This window comes from Paraburkholderia aspalathi, assembly GCF_905220735.1.
Taxonomy (GTDB): Bacteria; Pseudomonadota; Gammaproteobacteria; order Burkholderiales; family Burkholderiaceae; genus Paraburkholderia; species Paraburkholderia aspalathi.
Genome location: NZ_CAJNBA010000002.1, coordinates 687804 through 704600 on the forward strand (window position 1 = coordinate 687804; position 16797 = coordinate 704600).

A 16797-nucleotide genomic window follows, 5' to 3' on the forward strand; every position below is an offset into this window, starting at 1 on the left:
CCGGCGGATCTCCATGGATATTCAACAAGCCAGCGCGCTCACCTCGAGCGCCGTCACCGCCGCAATCCCGCTGATGTTCGCGGGCGCGGGCGAACTCGTCACCGAGAAATCGGGCGTTCTCAATCTCGGCGTTGAAGGCATGATGCTGATGGGCGCCGTGACCGGCTACGCGGTCACCGCCATTACCGGCAACCCGTGGCTCGGCGTGGTCGCCGCGATCGGCGCGGGTCTCGCGATGTCGCTGCTGTTCGCGTTCCTCACGCTGACCATGCTCGCCAACCAGGTCGCCACCGGCCTGTCGCTGACGATCTTCGGCATCGGCCTGTCGGCCTATGTCGGCAAGCCGTACACGTCGGCCGCGGTGCGTGCCACGATCGACACGTGGACCATTCCGGGTCTCTCGAAGATCCCGGTGCTCGGACCGGCGCTCTTCAGCCTCACGCCGCTCGATTACCTTGCATTTCTGATGTTCGCGGTGATCTGGTGGTTTCTGTACCGTACGCGTGCGGGCCTCGTGCTGCGTTCGGTCGGCGAATCGCCGCAAGTGGCGCACTCGGTCGGCTTTCCGGTGGTCGGTGTGCGTTACGGCGCGGTGGCTTTCGGCGGCGGCATGGCGGGTCTCGCCGGCGGCTATTACTCGATCGTCAACCTGCACTTGTGGCAGGAGCAGCTTACGTCGGGCCGCGGCTGGATCGCGCTCGCGCTGGTGGTGTTCGCGACATGGCGCCCGGGGCGTCTGCTGATCGGCGCGTTGCTGTTCGGCGCCGTGACGGGTCTGCAGTTTTACGCTCAGGCCATCGGCGTGCCGGTGCCCACGCAGTTTCTGGCGATGCTGCCGTACGTCGCGACCGTCGTCGTGCTTGTGCTGATTTCGCGCAACCCGAACACAATTCGTCTGAATGCGCCCGCGTCGCTTGGCAAGCCGTTTTTCTCGGCGGGATGACACGCTTGTCGCTTCAAATGACCGACCACACGTTTCAAATCAATCGACAAACACGACAGGAGAAAACATGAAGAGAAGAAATCTGCTGACCGCCTTCGCATGGGGTGCGGCTTCCCTGGCGCTTGCAGCGCCGCTCGCGCAAACCGCGCAGGCGGCCGACGCACCGGGCGTCGCGTTCGTCTACCTCGGCAATCCGGGCGATGCCGGCTGGACCTTCGCGCACGATCAGGGCTCGAAGGAAGCCGAAGCGAAATTCGGCAACAAGATCAAGATCACCCGCATCGAGAACGTGCCGGAATCGGCCGACTCGGAACGGGTGTTCCGCGATCTGGCGAACAAGGGCAACAAGATCATCATCGGTTCGAGCTTTGGCTACCAGGACTTCGAACTGAAGGTCGCAAAGGACTTCCCGGATACGGTGTTCCTGCACGCAACCGGCTACAAGAAGGCGCCGAACTTCGGCACCTATGACGTGCGCATGTACCAGGGCGCCTACCTGGCAGGCGTCGCTGCGGGTTATGTGACGAAGACCAACACGCTGGGCTTTGTCGCATCGGTGCCGATTCCTGAAGTGATCCGCAACATCAACGCGTACACGCTCGGCGCGCGTTCGGTGAATCCGAAGATCCACACCAAGGTCATCTGGATCAACAGCTGGTTCGATCCGGGCAAGGAAAAGCAGGCTGCTGAAACGCTGATCGGCCAGGGCGCCGACGTGCTGCTGCAAAACACCGATTCGAGCGCGACGCTCGCGACCGCATCGGAAAAGCACGTGCATGCGTTCGGCTGGGATTCGGACATGAAGAAGTTTGGTCCTGATGCGCACCTCGGTTCGGTGGTCGCGCACTGGGGCGTGTATTACAACGCGGCTATTCAGCAGGTGCTGGACGGCAAGTGGAAGAACGATCCGGTGTGGTGGGGCATTCCGCAGAAGGCCGTCAATCTTGAAGACCTGAATACGTCGGCGATTCCGGCTGATGGGCAGAAGCAGGTGGCGGCGAAGCGCGACGACCTGGCTGGCGGCAAGTGGGACGTCTTCACCGGTCCAATCAAGGATCAGTCCGGCGCGGTGAAGGTGCCGGCAGGCAAGACGCTGACCGATCCGGAACTGCAACGCTTGAACTGGTATGTGGAAGGCGTAGACGGTTCGCTGCCGAAGTAATCCGGCTCGCGCGATCGTCTAGAACGAATCGCGTAAGGATCGACCGGGTCGCGAATGACCGGGTAACAATTGACCAGGCGGCGGTCTCAGCAACCGCTGCTTTAAGACGCTGCGTCCAGTACGGACGCAGCTTTTTTTTTGCTTCGGATTATGTGTTGAAGATGTTTCGGGCGAAGCGCTAGTCGATGCGCAGACCGACCTTGATGGTCACCTGCCAGTAGGCGACCTTGTCGTTCTCGATCTGGCCCCGCGTTTCCGTCACTTCGAACCAGTGCAGATTGCGCAGCGTCTTCGACGCTTTTTTAATCGCGGTGCTGATTGCGTCGTCGATCGATTTGGTCGATGAGCCGGTCAGTTCGATTTGTTTGTAAACATGTTCTGACATGAACTTCCTCCTTTGACCTTCGTTGGTGTGCAAAAAAAGTATAGGCAATGGATTGCTGTCGACGTCCTCCATGTCTGCCCCTGTGCCGCACATGAGCGGGTCATTCCGCACATCGCGTGCCCGATATGCCGCGGTGAGGCGAGGCCGTTATGATGTTCGCGCAACTCAATCTGAAACCTGACGAGGCTTGAAAGTGGAAATTGGTTTTTGCGGTCCTGGTCTGATGGGCGCGCCGATGATCCGGCATCTGCTGCGCGCGGGGCATACGGTGCATGTCTGGAATCGCACACGAGCCAAGGCGGAAGCGTTGCTGGCGGACGGCGCCAAGGTGGTCGATACGCCGCGCGAACTGGCCTCGCGGTGCGAAGCGGTGCTGTTGTGCGTCGCGGATGCGGCGGCGGTTGAAGAAACGGTGTTCGGTGCCGAGGGACTGTTGAGCGCGGATGCCACCGTGCCGAGATGCGTGCGCTGGATCGTCGATCACTCGAGCATTCCGCCGGCCGCGACGCGTATGTTCGCGCAGCGCGCGGCCGCGGACGGTCCGATTGCTGCTACGGGCGAGGGTGGACAAAAGCGCAAGCCAGAGGGCACGGGCACTGCAAGCGTCGGCTGGATCGACGCGCCGGTATCCGGTGGCGTAGCGGGCGCGACGGCGGGCACGCTGGCGATCATGGCGGGCGGCGCCGCAGCGGACGTCGAGGCGGTCACGCCGTTCCTTGGCGCGTATTCATCCCGTGTCACGCACATGGGCGACGTTGGGGCGGGGCAAACCACCAAGCTGTGCAATCAGACCATCGTCACCGCGACCCTGGCAGCGATCGCCGAGGCCGTGAGCCTTGCGCAGCGCAGCGGCATCGACGCCTCAAAACTGACGGAAGGTCTCGCTGGCGGTTGGGCCGATTCAGTGCTGCTGCAGATTTTCGTGCCGCGCATGACACAAAGCGGCCTCGCGCCGATCGGCGCATTCCGTACGTTCCAGAAGGACATCGACACGGTCGCCGCGACGGCGTACGAGACCGGCACGCCGATGCCGGTTTCGTCGACGGTCCAGCAACTGCTGCGGCTCGGCGCGGCGATGGGGCTGGGCGAGGCCGATCTGTCGGCCTTCATCGACGTTTTGCAGACGCCGCGCGGCGGCTAGAAGGCAGGCGGGGAGGCGCAAATCGGGCGCAAACGGGGCGCAAACCGACCGTAAAAGCGGCGTCGAAACGCGCGAGCACGGCGCTCGCGTGGGTTGAATTCGCGATAACCTGCTAAAATATTGGGTTGTTCGCCGATATCACCTTAAAGGACGCGCCGTGCTGTCTACCGCCAATATCACCATGCAATTCGGGCCAAAGCCCCTCTTCGAGAACATCTCGGTCAAATTCGGGGAAGGGAACCGCTACGGCCTGATCGGTGCGAACGGCTGCGGCAAGTCTACCTTCATGAAGATCCTGGGTAGTGATCTGGAACCGAGCTCCGGCAACGTGATGCTCGAACCGAACGTGCGCCTCGGCAAGCTGCGCCAGGATCAGTTCGCGTACGAAGACGTGCGCGTGCTCGACGTCGTGATGATGGGCCACACGGAAATGTGGGCTGCCATGACCGAGCGCGACGCGATCTACGCAAACCCCGACGCCACCGACGACGACTACATGCACGCCGCCGAACTCGAAGCGAAGTTCGCTGAGTACGACGGTTACACCGCCGAAGCGCGCGCGGGCGAGTTGCTGCTCGGCATCGGCATCGCGATCGAAGACCACAATGGCCCGATGAGCAACGTCGCACCGGGCTGGAAACTGCGCGTGCTGCTCGCGCAGGCGCTGTTCTCGAAGCCGGACGTGCTGCTGCTGGACGAACCGACCAACAACCTGGACATCAACTCGATCCGTTGGCTGGAAGACGTGCTCAACCAGTACAACTCGACGATGATCATCATCTCGCACGATCGTCACTTTTTGAACCAGGTCTGCACGCACATGGCCGACATGGACTTCGGCACGCTGAAGGTCTATCCCGGTAACTACGACGACTACATGCTGGCCAGCACGCAGGCGCGCGAGCGTCAGCAGAACGCCAACGCCAAGGCGAAGGAACGCGTCGCCGACCTGCAGGACTTCGTGCGCCGCTTCTCGGCGAACAAGTCGAAGGCACGTCAGGCCACCAGCCGTCTGAAGATGATCGACAAGATCAAGATCGAGGAATTCAAGCCGTCGTCGCGCCAGAACCCGTTCATCCGCTTCGAGTACGAGAAGAAGCTGCACAACATCGCGGTGGTGGCGGACAAGATCTCGAAGAAGTACGAGCGTCAGATTTTCAACGACTTCAGTGTCAGCGTGCAGCCGGGCGAGCGTATCGCGATCATCGGCGAGAACGGCGCGGGTAAGACCACGCTGTTGCGTTCGCTGCTCGGCAAGCTCACGCTCGATCACGGTACCGTGAAGTGGGCGGAAAACGCGAACGTCGGCTACATGCCGCAGGATACGTATGAAGAGTTTCCGACCGACGTCACGCTGATGGACTGGATCGACGGCTACCGCCAGGAAGGCGACGACGAGCAGATGGTGCGCGGCACGCTCGGCCGTCTGCTGTTCAATGCCGACGACATCCGCAAGTCGGTCAAGGTGCTCTCTGGTGGTGAGAAGGGCCGCATGATCTGGGGCAAGTTGATGCTGGGCCGTCACAACGTGTTGCTGATGGACGAGCCGACCAACCACATGGACATGGAGTCGATCGAATCGCTGCAGATCGCGCTCGACAAGTACGAAGGCACGCTGATTTTCGTCTCGCACGACCGTGAGTTCGTGAGCGGTCTTGCGAACCGGATCATCGAAGTGCGTACCGATGGCACGCTGAACGACTTCGGTGGCAACTATGAAGACTTCCTATTGAGTCAGGGCGTGCAGTAAGCGCTTTCTGCTTTACGGTGTAGTGCAAGAAAAAGCCCGCTTCGAAAGAAGCGGGCTTTTTTCATGGCGGGCGTTCTGCACGCGGGTCCTGGTTGCTCCGTGCGCGCGAATCAATCTCACCTTGAAGTGACCAACGTCAACCAACCGGTCTCAAAATCAAACGGGCAAACAACCTCTTTGACCCAAAGCAACGCACGCCACGCCCGACGATCGATGATCACCGCTTCGATAGTCCACCCATCGGGTCGTCAATGCACACCTCTCACTCTTTCCCGCCACTTGTTATCCGCGGCCGCTCGCTGCTTCCAATCGTGCAAGGCGGCATGGGCGTCGGCATCTCGGCCCACCGCCTCGCCGGCAGCGTCGCCCGCGAAGGCGCACTCGGCACCATCGCCAGCATCGACCTGCGCCATCATCATCCCGATCTGATCGAACGCTGCCGGCAATCTCCCGACCGGGCTATGCTCGAACAGGCGAACCTCACCGCGCTGGCGCGTGAAATCCACGCCGCCAAAGCGCTCAGCGAAGGCCGCGGCATGATCGCCGTCAACGTGATGAAAGCGGTCAACGCGCAAGCGGAGTACGTGCGCGTTGCCTGCGAAAGCGGCGCCGATGCCATTGTCATGGGCGCCGGCTTACCGCTCGATTTGCCGGACATGACCCAGGGCCACGACATCGCGCTGATTCCCATTCTGTCGGATAGTCGTGGCGTCGCGCTGGTGCTGAAGAAGTGGATGAAAAAGGGTCGTCTGCCGGACGCCGTCGTGATCGAACATCCGGCCCACGCAGGCGGCCATCTCGGCGTGAGCAATCTCTCTGACATGCACGACCAACGCTTCGAATTCTTGCGTGTGCTTGAGGAACTTGATGCGGTATTCACGTCGCTTGGTTTGCGTCGGGAAGACGTGCCCTTGATCGTCGCGGGCGGCATTAATAGTCACGAAGCTGTGCGCGAGTTGCTGAGCGCCGGTGCCAGTGGCGTGCAGCTCGGCACGCCGTTCGCCGTCACCGAAGAAGGTGATGCGCATCCGAACTTCAAACGCGTACTGGCCGAAGCGACACCCGACGACATTGTCGAATTCGTCAGCGTGACGGGGTTGCCTGCGCGCGCTGTTAAAACACCATGGCTGATGCGTTATCTGCGTCACGAGACGAAGATCCGCGAGAAGATCGGCGCGCTCAAACACACCTGTCCGACCGCGCTCGAATGCCTCAGCGTTTGTGGCTGGCGCGACGGTGTCGAAAAGTTCGGCCACTTCTGTATCGACACGCGACTCGCCGCGGCATTGCGCGGTGACGTGGCTAACGGCCTGTTCTTTCGCGGCCGCGAAGCCTTGCCGTTCGGCACGGCCATCCGCAGCGTCCACGACCTGATCGAACTGCTCCTGACCGGTGCGACGCGACCCGCTGTCGCAGGTCGTTGGGCGTTCTCGCTGGGTTGATACGGGTCAACGTGAAACCTGACAAGAACTTCGACAATCCCCGCACGCAAACAACACTCGGGGAAGCACATGAAGTACTTGCTCAGGAACAGAATCAAGGCCGCTGCTGTCGCGACGTGCCTGCTAGGCGCGGGCGCGCTGGCCTTACCGGCACAGGCTGCCGGCGACGACCCGATGAGCGGCATTCACGCCGGCGACGTACTGGTGCGTCTGCGCGCAATCAGCATCATGCCGAACGTGGGGACCAGCCAGTCGCTGTCGGCGCTTAATGTAGACGTCAACAATGCCATCGTGCCGGAGCTGGATCTGACCTACATGATCCGCGACTACCTCGGCGTCGAGCTGATTCTCGGCACGTCGCGTCATCAGTTGACGTCGGGTCTCGGCAATCTCGGCGGCGTGAACGTGTTGCCGCCCACGCTGCTGCTGCAATATCACTTCAACCACGCGGGGCGCATCCGTCCGTACGTTGGGGCGGGTCTGAACTACACGTTGTTCTATAACAACGGCCTGAACGCAGGCGGTCAGCCGATTTCGATCACCAACCACAGCTTCGGCCCCGCGTTGCAGGCAGGTGTGGACGTGCAGGTGACCAGGTCGCTGTTCGTCAATGCGGACATCAAGAAGATCTGGATGCACACCGATGCAACGCTCGGCGGTCAATCGCTCGGGCGGCTGAATATCGACCCGGTGGTGGTCGGTTTGGGAGTCGGTATGCGGTTCTGATTGCCGCGCTCGAGAAGCCGCGTTCGTCACGCAAAAAACGCCGGAATGTCCGGCGTTTTTTATTGCAATTGCTATGTCAATCGGGAGACGGGTTTTCCGGCAGGAGGGCCGATGCGGTTGGCCACAGTGCTGCAAGATGCTATAGCTTGTCGTTCTTGAAACGCATGGCGGTGCCGTCCTGCTCGATGCGTACCCACACCGCGCGTTTTTCCTCGTCGCTCAGGAACACCCAGTTGGACACTTCGGTGGCGGTGCGGCCGCAGCCTTTGCAGACCTCGTCGAAAAGCGTGGAACAGACACCGATGCACGGGCTGTCGGGAAGATCGTGGAGATTCGAAGCCATCGGAAACCTTGGGGCGGAGAAGCGAAGTTCCGCTATGTTATCCGATGCGGCGGCCACGCCCCCGAAGCGGCCAGGAACCCTGCACGATTGGCAGCATCCGGCGGTGTTCTGGCTTGAATCCGGCAGCTTCAAAACCATCAACGCCTAACCCCCGACCTTCCTCAGCGCGCGATGCTGTACCCGACCCGTGCCATCCAGTGCTGCCGATTGTTGTAATCGAGCAGATCCTCGCCGTAGCCGTTGAAGTATCCGACCCAGATATACCCGCCCCACTTGCTGCCGAGCAGCTTGGCGAGAGGATAGGTGAATTGCGAATCAACACTGCCGTACCAGTGCTTGGTACCTTTGCGCAGCGTGGTTGCGAGTTGCCAGCCGTCCGGGCTGCCGTATTTGACCAACAGGTCGACGTAGCCGCGATAGTCGGCGATATCGGGGTTGTTGCTCGTGCCAAGGTAGTAATAGATTTTTGGCGAGACGGTCAGATGGTTGCCCGTCAGATCGCCGAATTCCCATGTCGGGCGGATAAAGGGCATGTTGATGCTGCGCGAGTCGGTACCCGCCTTGCCGTTCGATTCATGCGCGATACCTGCTGCAAAACCCATGCGCGTGAAAAACGGGCTGTGCCAACCGGTGTCCGGCACGTAGTAGAACAACTGCGGGGAGTAGGTCGTATCGCGGAACGGCCGTGAGTCGGCGGACAGATCCCAGATCGAGGTCTGCGTGTAGGCGAAGTACAGGTTGTCGAGGAACGCCTTCGAGCGCAGATCGTCGGGCATCAGGATGCGGTATTTGAAGCTCAGTTGCAGCCGGGCGTTCGTATCGCCATTGTGGCCGAAGGCGATGTACATCGGCTCGTAGTAGGAGACGTGCGCGAGCACGCCACGTCCGGTGGTGGAGAGCGAGTCGCCGGGCGGCGACATCGCGTCGCCTGTCGGGCCGCCCACGGCCGCGGCCGCTTCGGCCGCCTGGGCAGGCGTGCTCGCTTCGCTTTCCGCGCGTTCTGCTTGGGCGATGGCGTCCTGCTGCGGGCCACGATTGATCGCGACGAGCGCCGGCGACGCGTCGAAGCCCACTGGATCGATACGCACTTCGCCGCGTGCCGACTGCGGCCAGGGTGCCGAGAAACGCACTTTGCGGAATTGACCTGGCCGCAGATGCAGCGTGTCGGGCACGCCAGGTTCGCGCTGCAGGTCGAGCGGCTGCGGCGACTCCTCGGCACCGGTCAAGGTGACGCGGATCGTCGGCGGGACGGTGACGGTGAGGGCGCGGGAGTCGTCGGCGGAATAGAGCAGCGTGATTTGCAATGGCTCGTTGGCAGCGGCGACGCGCGCCGGCTGCAGCATCGCGACCGTCGCGCGGGCCTCGCCGCAGAAGGCGCCGATGGTGACGATGGCGAGGAGGGTGGACAGCAAGACGGTGCGTGAATTGCGCTGGACGGCGCGCTGACTTTGAAGTGACGTATCGGGGGCGAGGCGGGCAAGCGAAGCGAAAAAGCGCATGGGCTGTCGTCCAGAGAACAGGGGAGCGTGAGCGAGGCGGCAAGACGGCGGGGCGGCACCGCGGTAAGACAGCGGCATCGCAGGTCATCAGGAATTTCTAAGAGAATACTTACAAACCGGCTTCATTCGCAAACACAATGCGGGGAGTAGCCGGCCCACCACTTCATCCGCCGAATGCCAACTGCCATAGCAGCGCCATATTCAGCAGGATGATGAACGCCGCCAACAGCCAGGCCAGCCGGTCTGCCGTCCGGCAGACGCCGACGGCGGTTCGGTCGCAACGCGGACGGATTCGTGTTGATCGACACCTGGAGATTTGAGACTGCGCTCGTGCGCAAGTGATGTGCCCGCAGCGAACCCGGCACGCGACGCAGCGAGGCCAGGGAGCCAAGGCCCGGTATGTCCGCGTGGTTCCCGCCGTACCGTCTACAAGGCTCTCCGCGGTATTGTGCACCGTGGCGCGACGGGTGGCTTACGCTCGCATCGAGGTTAGCTGTAAGGCATAAGATTCGCGGGAAACGACCTCTGGCTGCCGCCTTGATGCGAACCCGATGGGGCGCGGCGGCCGTAACTTGACAACGAGATAACACCAAGGCCGTCACTGGTGTTTTTTTCGGGTAGACACGCGCCGATAACCCGCTAAAATTGCGCCCATTTTGTAGCGGCGCGGCTTACGCTGTACCGTTTGCGCGACAGCCCAGCATTTTTTTTGGTGCGCGCAATAATTAATGGTAGTTTTCGGATTTTTCAGGGGAGCCGCGTGCGGTGTGCCGCGGCGTGGTTGAAGACAGCCGGATCGGGCCGGCCAGGATCGGAGAACGGGATGAAAAGACGGGTAGTGGGACAAGTGGCGGCACTGGTTCTGTGCGCAACACCGTGGTTGACGGCTGCTGCGAAAGACACGCAGCTCAACGTGTATAACTGGTCCGATTACATCGCCAAGGACACCATTCCGAACTTCACCAAGCAGTCCGGTGTCCAGGTCAAATACGACAACTACGACAGCGACGACACGCTGCAAGCCAAGCTCCTTACCGGCAGTTCCGGTTACGACATCGTCGTGCCGACCAGCAACTACGCCGGCAAGCAAATCGCCGCGGGCATCTTCGCGCCGCTCGACAAATCGAAGCTGCCGAACCTGAAGTACCTCGATCCCTCGCTGATGGCCCTCGTGGCCGGCGCCGATCCGGGCAACAAGTACACGGTACCCTGGGCATACGGCACGACCGGCCTCGGCTACAACGTCACCAAGGCGCAGCAGATCCTCGGCAAGAACGTGCCGCTCGACAGCTGGGACGTCCTCTTCAAGCCGGAAAACATTTCGAAGCTGAAGACCTGCGGCGTGTCCGTGCTCGACGCACCGGACCAGATGTTCGCCGCTGCGCTGCACTACATCGGCAAGGATCCGATGAGCACGAACCCGGCCGACTACCGCGCCGCGCTCGAGATGATGAAGAAGATCCGTCCGTACATCACGCAGTTCAACTCGTCGGGCTACATCAATGACCTGGTCGGCGGCGACGTGTGCTTCGCGTACGGCTGGTCGGGCGACGTCGTGATCGCCAAGCATCGCGCGATCGAGGCGAAGAAAGCCTTCAAGATCGAGTACTACATTCCGAAGGGCGGCGCCCCGGTGTGGTTCGACGTGATGGCGATTCCGAAGGACGCGAAGAACAAGGAAGCCGCGCTCGAGTGGATCAACTACATCGAAACGCCACAGGTTCATGCCGCGATCACCAACGCCGTCTACTATCCGAGCGCCAACCTCGAAGCGCGCAAGTATGTGGACAAGGACGTGGCGAACGATCCGGCCGTGTACCCCTCGCCTGAAGTCATCAAGACGCTGTTCCTGCTGAAGCCGCTGCCGCCGGAAATCCAGCGTCTGCAAACGCGGCTGTGGACTGAATTCAAGTCCGGCCGCTGATTCGCCGTCAGAGTGAGCGGGTAAGTATCATCAAGAAGCCCTCGGTGTCCACCGGGGGCTTTGTTCGTCAAACGCCGGAGTAAAGCATTGTGATGAGTAGTGACCAGTCGGGCGCGATGGCAGGGACCGCCGTGCCGTCCCCGGGCCTGAACGCCGAAGCAGGCGATGCCGCAGAGAATTTCGTCCAGATCGTCGACATCGTGAAGAAGTTCGGCGAGACCGCGGCGGTCAAAGGGGTCAACCTGTCGGTGAAAAAGGGCGAACTGTTCGCGCTGCTCGGCAGTTCCGGTTGTGGCAAATCCACTTTGTTACGCATGCTGGCCGGCCTCGAATCGATCACGTCGGGCAAGATCCTGATCGATGGCGAAGACCTTGCGCAATTGCCGCCTTATCGCCGGCCGGTCAACATGATGTTCCAGTCATACGCGCTGTTTCCTCACATGACGGTCGAGGCCAACGTCGCCTTCGGCCTGAAACAGGAAGGCGTGCCGAAGTCTGAGCTGAAAGACCGCGTGCAGACCGCGCTCGATCTCGTGCAGATGGGCCGTTTTGCGAAGCGCAAGCCGCATCAGCTCTCCGGCGGTCAGCAGCAGCGTGTGGCGCTCGCGCGCTCGCTCGTCAAACGGCCGAAGCTGCTGCTGCTCGACGAACCGATGTCCGCGCTCGACAAGCAGATCCGTCAGCGCACGCAGATCGAACTGGTCAACATTCTCGACAAGGTCGGTGTGACCTGCATGATGGTGACGCACGACCAGGAAGAGGCGATGACGATGGCGGACCGTCTTGCCGTGATGAGCGAAGGCGAGATCGTCCAGCTCGGCACACCGCATGAAGTGTACGAATATCCGAATAGCCGTTTTTCAGCCGAGTTCATCGGTTCGACCAATCTGTTCGACGGCAACGTCGTCGAAGACGAACCCGATCACGTATTCATCGAAACGCCCGACTTGCCGGTCCGTCTTTACGTGAGCCATGGCATCACCGGGCCGCTCGGCATGCCGGTGACGATTTCCGTGCGGCCCGAGCGCATCGCGCTCACACGCAAACCGCCTGAGGGTGCGTACAACTGGGGCAAGGGCGTAGTCACGAATATCGCCTACATGGGCGGCTATTCGCTGTACCACGTGAAACTCGACGCCGGCAAAACGGTGATCGCCAACGTGACGAGCCTTGCCTTGACCGAGATCGATCCGCCCACCTGGGGCGACGAGGTGTATGTGCGCTGGAGCGCATCGGCTGGCGTGGTGCTGACGTCATGAAACGCTCGATCAGTTCTCTGGCGTCGTGGCCGGCGCGCCGTTTCAACCTGACTGCACGCACCGCAGTGGTGGCCGGACCGTTCATCTGGCTGCTGCTGTTTTTCCTCGTGCCGTTCCTGCTGGTCGTGAAGATCAGCTTTGCCGATTTGCAGCTTGGCATTCCGCCTTATACCGAACTCGCCAAGTACACCGACGGTGTGGTTCACGTCGCGCTGGACCTGTCGCACTATGCGTTTCTGCTGACCGACAGCCTTTATTTCGCGACCTATGTGAATTCGGTGGTGGTGGCGGCGATATCCACGTTGCTGTGTTTGCTGATCGGTTATCCGATGGCGTATTACATTGCCCGATCGAATCCGGCGAGTCGGAATCTGCTGATGATGGCGGTGATGCTGCCGTTCTGGACGTCGTTTCTGATTCGCGTGTATGCATGGATCGGGATCCTGAAGAACAACGGCCTGCTGAACAACTTCCTGATGTCGACCGGGCTGATCCATACGCCGATCGAGTTGTATCACACGAACACCGCGGTTTATATCGGCATGGTGTATTCGTACCTGCCGTTTCTCGTGATGCCGTTGTACGCGCATCTGGTGAAGATGGACATGACCTTGCTGGAAGCCGCCTACGACCTCGGTGCGAAGCCGTGGCGGGCGTTCTGGCAGATCACCTTGCCGTTGTCGAAGAACGGCATTATTGCCGGGTGTTTGCTGGTGTTCATTCCGGCGGTAGGCGAGTACGTGATTCCGGAATTGCTGGGCGGCGCGAACACGTTGATGATTGGCCGCGTAATGTGGAATGAGTTTTTTGACAATGCCGATTGGCCGATGGCGTCTGCCGTGACGTGCGCGATGGTGTTGTTGTTATTGGTGCCGATGGCGTTTTTCCAGTACGCGCAGGCGAAGGCGATGGAGGAAAGACGCTGATGAAGCCGAACCGGATTTTTCAGTTCATTGCTTTGGGGATCGGCTTTCTCTTCCTCTACGTTCCGATCGTGAGTCTGGTTGTGTATTCGTTCAACGAATCGCAACTGGTCACGGTGTGGACGCGGTTTTCGACGCGCTGGTATGCGGCGTTGTTGCAGGACGACGAGTTGATCGCGGCGGCGTGGTTGTCGTTGCGGGTGGCGTTGCTGACAGCGTTTGCTTCGGTGATTATCGGCACGTGGGCTGGGTTTGTGTTGGCCCGGATGGGGCGGTTTCGCGGTTTTACCCTTTACACCGGGATGATCAATGCGCCGCTGGTGATTCCCGAGGTGATTCAGGGGATTTCGCTGCTGCTGCTGTTCATCGAAATGGCCAAGTGGTTGGGGTGGCCTGCTGGGCGCGGTATTTTCACGATCTGGATCGGGCACGTGATGTTGTGTATTTCGTATGTGGCCATCATTGTGCAGTCGCGGGTGAAGGAGTTGAATCCTTCGCTTGAGGAAGCTGCGCTGGATCTTGGGGCTACGCCGCTGAAGGTGTTTTTCTTCATTACGTTGCCGTTGATTTCGCAGGCGCTTATTTCTGGGTGGTTGTTGTCGTTTACGTTGTCTATCGACGATCTGGTTTTGTCGGCGTTTTTGTCGGGGCCTGGGTCGACGACGCTGCCGCTGGTTGTTTTTTCTCGTGTTCGGCTTGGGTTGAATCCTGAGATGAATGCGTTGGCTACCTTGTTTATTGCTGTGGTTACTGTTGGGGTTGTTTTGGGGAATTATTTTATGCAGCGGGCGGAGAGGAAGAGGGCAGTGATGGCCGTATAGGGGTTTTTCTTGCGTAGCGCTTGTTTGGCCGTGTTCTTAGGGCTTTGGCCTTTCCTTGTTTTGTTAGTGGTCTATTAGCGTTCCCCCTGTGCGGGGGGCACCTACTTTTCTTTGCCGCCGCAAAGAAAAGTAGGCAAAAGAAAGCGGCTAGAAGCCTCTGCTAAGTGGGCACCGTGGTTTGCCTGGGGTAGTGGTGCGACTGGAATCTGTGCTCGTGCCGCTGCTTAGGCTTGTGACAAGGGCGTCATACTTCCGGCGGCGCTGCGCGCGCCGAAGAGCAGTTCATAAAACCACCCGCTGCGTTTTGGCATTCACGGACCTCAACCAAAGCCCGTGGTTTCCCCTGCAGACCCGTCCGCGACGCACGCAGTGCGGAGTGGGAGCTGATGACTCCTTTGTCACTAACGCTGAATGTGAGAGAACACGGATTCCAGTCGCACCACTACCCGCAGCAGACCACGGTGCCCGCTTAGCAGGGGCTTCTAGCCGCTTTCTTTGCTTATCTTTCTTTGCGGCGGCAAAGAAAGTAAGTGCCGCCCCGCACAGGGGCAACGCTAATAGACCACTAACAAATCAAGGAAAGGCCAAAGCCCCAGGAACACTGACAAAAGCGCCGCGCAGGCAAAAAAATCAAACCTTGTAGCCAACCCGAACCCCACCCCAATGCCGCCCGCCCACAAACACGGGCGCCGACGCATCTTTCATCAAAACAAACTGCCCACCGCCCATATCGCGCCGATACGTTTGCAGCAAAAATTTCTTAACATGCGAAGCAGCCGCAATCCCAGTCCGATCATCGAACATCCGCCGATTCCGGCAATTCGCCATATTCCAGACCACATCCTCACGCTGCGGCAAGGAAAACTTCAGATTATGCGTAGGCAGATACCCACGCACATCGACAGCAGCACAAAACGCCACGCGTGGATCCAACCCGAGTAGCGGCTCCTGAATAGCCGGCAAAACCCGATCGGTAAAAGCAGTAAACCGCGTAATGAACTGAGCCGGATTGCTCCCGGCAACAGGCACGTAGTGCTGATCGAACAGATCCTCAATCGACACTTCGCCCCGCGCGACAGCCGCTTCGAATACCTTGCTCACCTCGGCTGCAGCCCGCTGCACGGCTTCGATAAACCGCGTATCAGTCGTCTCGACCCCCGTGGCCGCGGTCAACTCGATCAACGTCTCGGACACGCTGAGCAGATTCCCCAGCCGGTCCTTCGCCTGGACGAAGTTCTCGCTCGAATCTTCGACGCCGCTCGCCATCTCCAGAACCTGCGCTTCGAGTCCGTTGCATTGCGTTTCAATCTCGCCGGTCAACGTGGCGATCTGTCCAGCCTCGTCGTTGAGCTGCGTAATCGCATCGCCCGTCGCATGTACGACGTCGCCGATCTTGCGAGTGCCTTCGCGGACTCGATGGGCGCGCGCCGTGTTCACCGAGCCCTCGCTGATCAACTGCTCGGTCTGCTGGGTGAGTTGCGCGAGCGTCGTCTCGATCTGGCCGGTCGCCTGTGCGGTCTTCGCCGAGAGGTTCTTCACCTCAGCGGCCACGACCGCGAAACTCTTGCCGGAGTCGCCGGCGCGCGCGGCCTCAATTGCGGCATTCAGCGCCAGCAAATGCGTCTGGCGGGCGATCAGCGAAATCTCCTCGGAGACGCGGCTCACATGGGCCAATGCGCTGCGCAGCGCGCCAATCTGGCTCTCGATCACCGTTACGCCCTCCACCAGCCCGTGGATATCGGCGAGCGACGCCTCGAGCGTCTGTTGCGACGCTTGTACGCCCGTTGCGGCTTCGGCCGACACGTTGCGCATTTCGCGCGCAGCGGCGGCGATGCGGTGGTTGCCCGCCAGCGTGACGGCAGCAGATTCGCGCAGCGCGCGGCATACCTGTGCCTGGCGCTGCACGCGCGCAGCCACTTCTTCAACGTGGCCCGATACGTCGCAGATTTCTATGCCCAGTTTGCCGGCATGGGCGGCAATGTCGCCGACCACGGTCTGCGAATGGGCAGCCCGGCGGAAGCTGAAGCGCGTCATGGTCGTGTTCTCCTTGATGGCGCGGTTTGCTGAGTCGATTCGCGCGCTCATCCAGCCCGGATGCCGCGTCTTCCCGAGGTATTGACGGCAAACTTTCAAACAACTTGATACGGGGTATCCCGCGGTCGTTATGATGTGGGCTCCGGCAGGGCGCTGGCACGGCCCGGTGCGCAGCACGCGGGCGACGCCCGGCCTGACCGAGGCCTGGCCCCGCAAGTGGCTGTGCCTGCCATTTCTCACAGCCCTTCCACTCACCAGCGGACCATGATCGACTCCTTCGCACGCGTCTCAGGCTGGCAGCAGCTTTACCACCTGTGGGAGCTAATCGTGATGCTCTGCAAGTTTCTTTGGGGACTGTTGCGGCTGCTCGGAGGTGGTTGAGAGCGCAACGTCGGGTTTCGGCGATGCGTCAACAGCGCGGCGATGCGCGCTGGCTGCGGATCGG

At 60.7% G+C, this 16797-nt stretch carries 14 protein-coding genes; 10 read left to right on the top strand and 4 right to left on the bottom strand.

Translation table 11 applies throughout. The features are described from left to right. Nucleotides 1-13: 13 nt before the first annotated feature. Both KHO30_RS13840 and KHO30_RS13845 read left to right on the top strand, forming a co-directional pair. Nucleotides 14-943 carry an ABC transporter permease gene (locus tag KHO30_RS13840; RefSeq protein ID WP_200566083.1) on the top strand — a complete coding sequence of 310 codons (930 nt, stop codon included), beginning with the start codon at nucleotides 14-16 and terminating at the stop codon, nucleotides 941-943. Nucleotides 944-1010: 67 nt separating this feature from the next. Beyond that, complete coding sequence (locus KHO30_RS13845; RefSeq protein ID WP_211701301.1) at nucleotides 1011-2105, top strand: BMP family ABC transporter substrate-binding protein; 1095 nt, start codon at nucleotides 1011-1013, stop codon at nucleotides 2103-2105. A 178-nt stretch (nucleotides 2106-2283) separates the two neighbouring features. Here the strand turns inward: KHO30_RS13845 and KHO30_RS13850 are convergent, their stop codons facing one another. Further along, complete coding sequence (locus KHO30_RS13850) at nucleotides 2284-2490, bottom strand: dodecin (protein ID WP_054035325.1); 207 nt, start codon at nucleotides 2488-2490, stop codon at nucleotides 2284-2286. Nucleotides 2491-2683: 193 nt separating this feature from the next. Here KHO30_RS13850 and KHO30_RS13855 point away from each other — a divergent pair, with 193 nt between their 5' ends. The 4 genes from KHO30_RS13855 to KHO30_RS13870 all read left to right on the top strand — a co-directional run bounded on the left by KHO30_RS13855 (nucleotide 2684) and on the right by KHO30_RS13870 (nucleotide 7549). Continuing rightward, on the top strand, nucleotides 2684-3631 hold the full coding sequence (locus tag KHO30_RS13855; RefSeq protein ID WP_200621826.1) for an NAD(P)-dependent oxidoreductase: 948 nt from the start codon (nucleotides 2684-2686) through the stop codon (nucleotides 3629-3631). 157 nt (nucleotides 3632-3788) lie between these two features. Further along, on the top strand, nucleotides 3789-5381 hold the full coding sequence (locus tag KHO30_RS13860) for an ABC-F family ATPase (protein WP_093639789.1): 1593 nt from the start codon (nucleotides 3789-3791) through the stop codon (nucleotides 5379-5381). Nucleotides 5382-5632: 251 nt separating this feature from the next. Further along, nucleotides 5633-6823 (top strand): NAD(P)H-dependent flavin oxidoreductase, encoded by a 1191-nt coding sequence (locus KHO30_RS13865; protein ID WP_211701302.1) that lies wholly within the window; start codon nucleotides 5633-5635, stop codon nucleotides 6821-6823. A gap of 69 nt (nucleotides 6824-6892) precedes the next feature. Continuing rightward, on the top strand, nucleotides 6893-7549 hold the full coding sequence (locus KHO30_RS13870; protein ID WP_211701303.1) for an OmpW/AlkL family protein: 657 nt from the start codon (nucleotides 6893-6895) through the stop codon (nucleotides 7547-7549). A 139-nt stretch (nucleotides 7550-7688) separates the two neighbouring features. Here KHO30_RS13870 and KHO30_RS13875 read toward each other — a convergent pair whose 3' ends face one another. Together KHO30_RS13875 and KHO30_RS13880 are read right to left on the bottom strand one after the other, a co-directional pair. After that, a complete protein-coding gene (locus tag KHO30_RS13875) occupies nucleotides 7689-7892 on the bottom strand; it encodes a DUF1289 domain-containing protein (RefSeq protein WP_028199276.1) in 204 nt (67 codons plus the stop codon). 161 nt (nucleotides 7893-8053) lie between these two features. After that, nucleotides 8054-9391: a phospholipase A gene (locus KHO30_RS13880; protein WP_211701304.1), complete on the bottom strand. Its 1338-nt coding sequence runs from the start codon at nucleotides 9389-9391 to the stop codon at nucleotides 8054-8056. 823 nt (nucleotides 9392-10214) lie between these two features. Here KHO30_RS13880 and KHO30_RS13885 point away from each other — a divergent pair. The 4 genes from KHO30_RS13885 to KHO30_RS13900 all read left to right on the top strand — a co-directional run bounded on the left by KHO30_RS13885 (nucleotide 10215) and on the right by KHO30_RS13900 (nucleotide 14318). After that, the gene (locus KHO30_RS13885) at nucleotides 10215-11315 is read left to right on the top strand and encodes a polyamine ABC transporter substrate-binding protein (protein ID WP_093647677.1); all 1101 of its coding nucleotides are present in this window, start codon (nucleotides 10215-10217) and stop codon (nucleotides 11313-11315) included. Nucleotides 11316-11407: 92 nt separating this feature from the next. Continuing rightward, nucleotides 11408-12574, top strand: coding sequence for an ABC transporter ATP-binding protein (locus KHO30_RS13890; RefSeq protein ID WP_211701305.1), 1167 nt, complete (start codon nucleotides 11408-11410; stop codon nucleotides 12572-12574). Further along, nucleotides 12571-13500, top strand: coding sequence for an ABC transporter permease subunit (locus KHO30_RS13895; RefSeq protein WP_093647680.1), 930 nt, complete (start codon nucleotides 12571-12573; stop codon nucleotides 13498-13500). The genes KHO30_RS13890 and KHO30_RS13895 overlap by 4 nt, the downstream gene beginning before the upstream one ends. Next, nucleotides 13500-14318 carry an ABC transporter permease subunit gene (locus KHO30_RS13900; RefSeq protein ID WP_093647682.1) on the top strand — a complete coding sequence of 273 codons (819 nt, stop codon included), beginning with the start codon at nucleotides 13500-13502 and terminating at the stop codon, nucleotides 14316-14318. Before KHO30_RS13895 ends, KHO30_RS13900 begins: the two co-directional genes overlap by 1 nt. Before the next feature lie 630 nt (nucleotides 14319-14948). Here KHO30_RS13900 and KHO30_RS13905 read toward each other — a convergent pair. After that, nucleotides 14949-16352 carry a methyl-accepting chemotaxis protein gene (locus KHO30_RS13905; protein WP_200621347.1) on the bottom strand — a complete coding sequence of 468 codons (1404 nt, stop codon included), beginning with the start codon at nucleotides 16350-16352 and terminating at the stop codon, nucleotides 14949-14951. Between the last annotated feature and the right edge of the window lie 445 nt (nucleotides 16353-16797).

Bases quoted from the DNA above. Each gene is read 5' to 3' on its own strand.
- KHO30_RS13880 (WP_211701304.1), bottom strand. From the start codon at position 9,391: ATGCGCTTTTTCGCTTCGCTTGCCCGCCTCGCCCCCGATACGTCACTT.
- KHO30_RS13890 (WP_211701305.1), top strand. From the start codon at position 11,408: ATGAGTAGTGACCAGTCGGGCGCGATGGCAGGGACCGCCGTGCCGTCC.
- KHO30_RS13885 (WP_093647677.1), top strand. From the start codon at position 10,215: ATGAAAAGACGGGTAGTGGGACAAGTGGCGGCACTGGTTCTGTGCGCA.
- KHO30_RS13850 (WP_054035325.1), bottom strand. From the start codon at position 2,490: ATGTCAGAACATGTTTACAAACAAATCGAACTGACCGGCTCATCGACC.
- KHO30_RS13840 (WP_200566083.1), top strand. From the start codon at position 14: ATGGATATTCAACAAGCCAGCGCGCTCACCTCGAGCGCCGTCACCGCC.
- KHO30_RS13865 (WP_211701302.1), top strand. From the start codon at position 5,633: ATGCACACCTCTCACTCTTTCCCGCCACTTGTTATCCGCGGCCGCTCG.
- KHO30_RS13845 (WP_211701301.1), top strand. From the start codon at position 1,011: ATGAAGAGAAGAAATCTGCTGACCGCCTTCGCATGGGGTGCGGCTTCC.
- KHO30_RS13905 (WP_200621347.1), bottom strand. From the start codon at position 16,352: ATGACGCGCTTCAGCTTCCGCCGGGCTGCCCATTCGCAGACCGTGGTC.
- KHO30_RS13895 (WP_093647680.1), top strand. From the start codon at position 12,571: ATGAAACGCTCGATCAGTTCTCTGGCGTCGTGGCCGGCGCGCCGTTTC.
- KHO30_RS13870 (WP_211701303.1), top strand. From the start codon at position 6,893: ATGAAGTACTTGCTCAGGAACAGAATCAAGGCCGCTGCTGTCGCGACG.
- KHO30_RS13900 (WP_093647682.1), top strand. From the start codon at position 13,500: ATGAAGCCGAACCGGATTTTTCAGTTCATTGCTTTGGGGATCGGCTTT.
- KHO30_RS13875 (WP_028199276.1), bottom strand. From the start codon at position 7,892: ATGGCTTCGAATCTCCACGATCTTCCCGACAGCCCGTGCATCGGTGTC.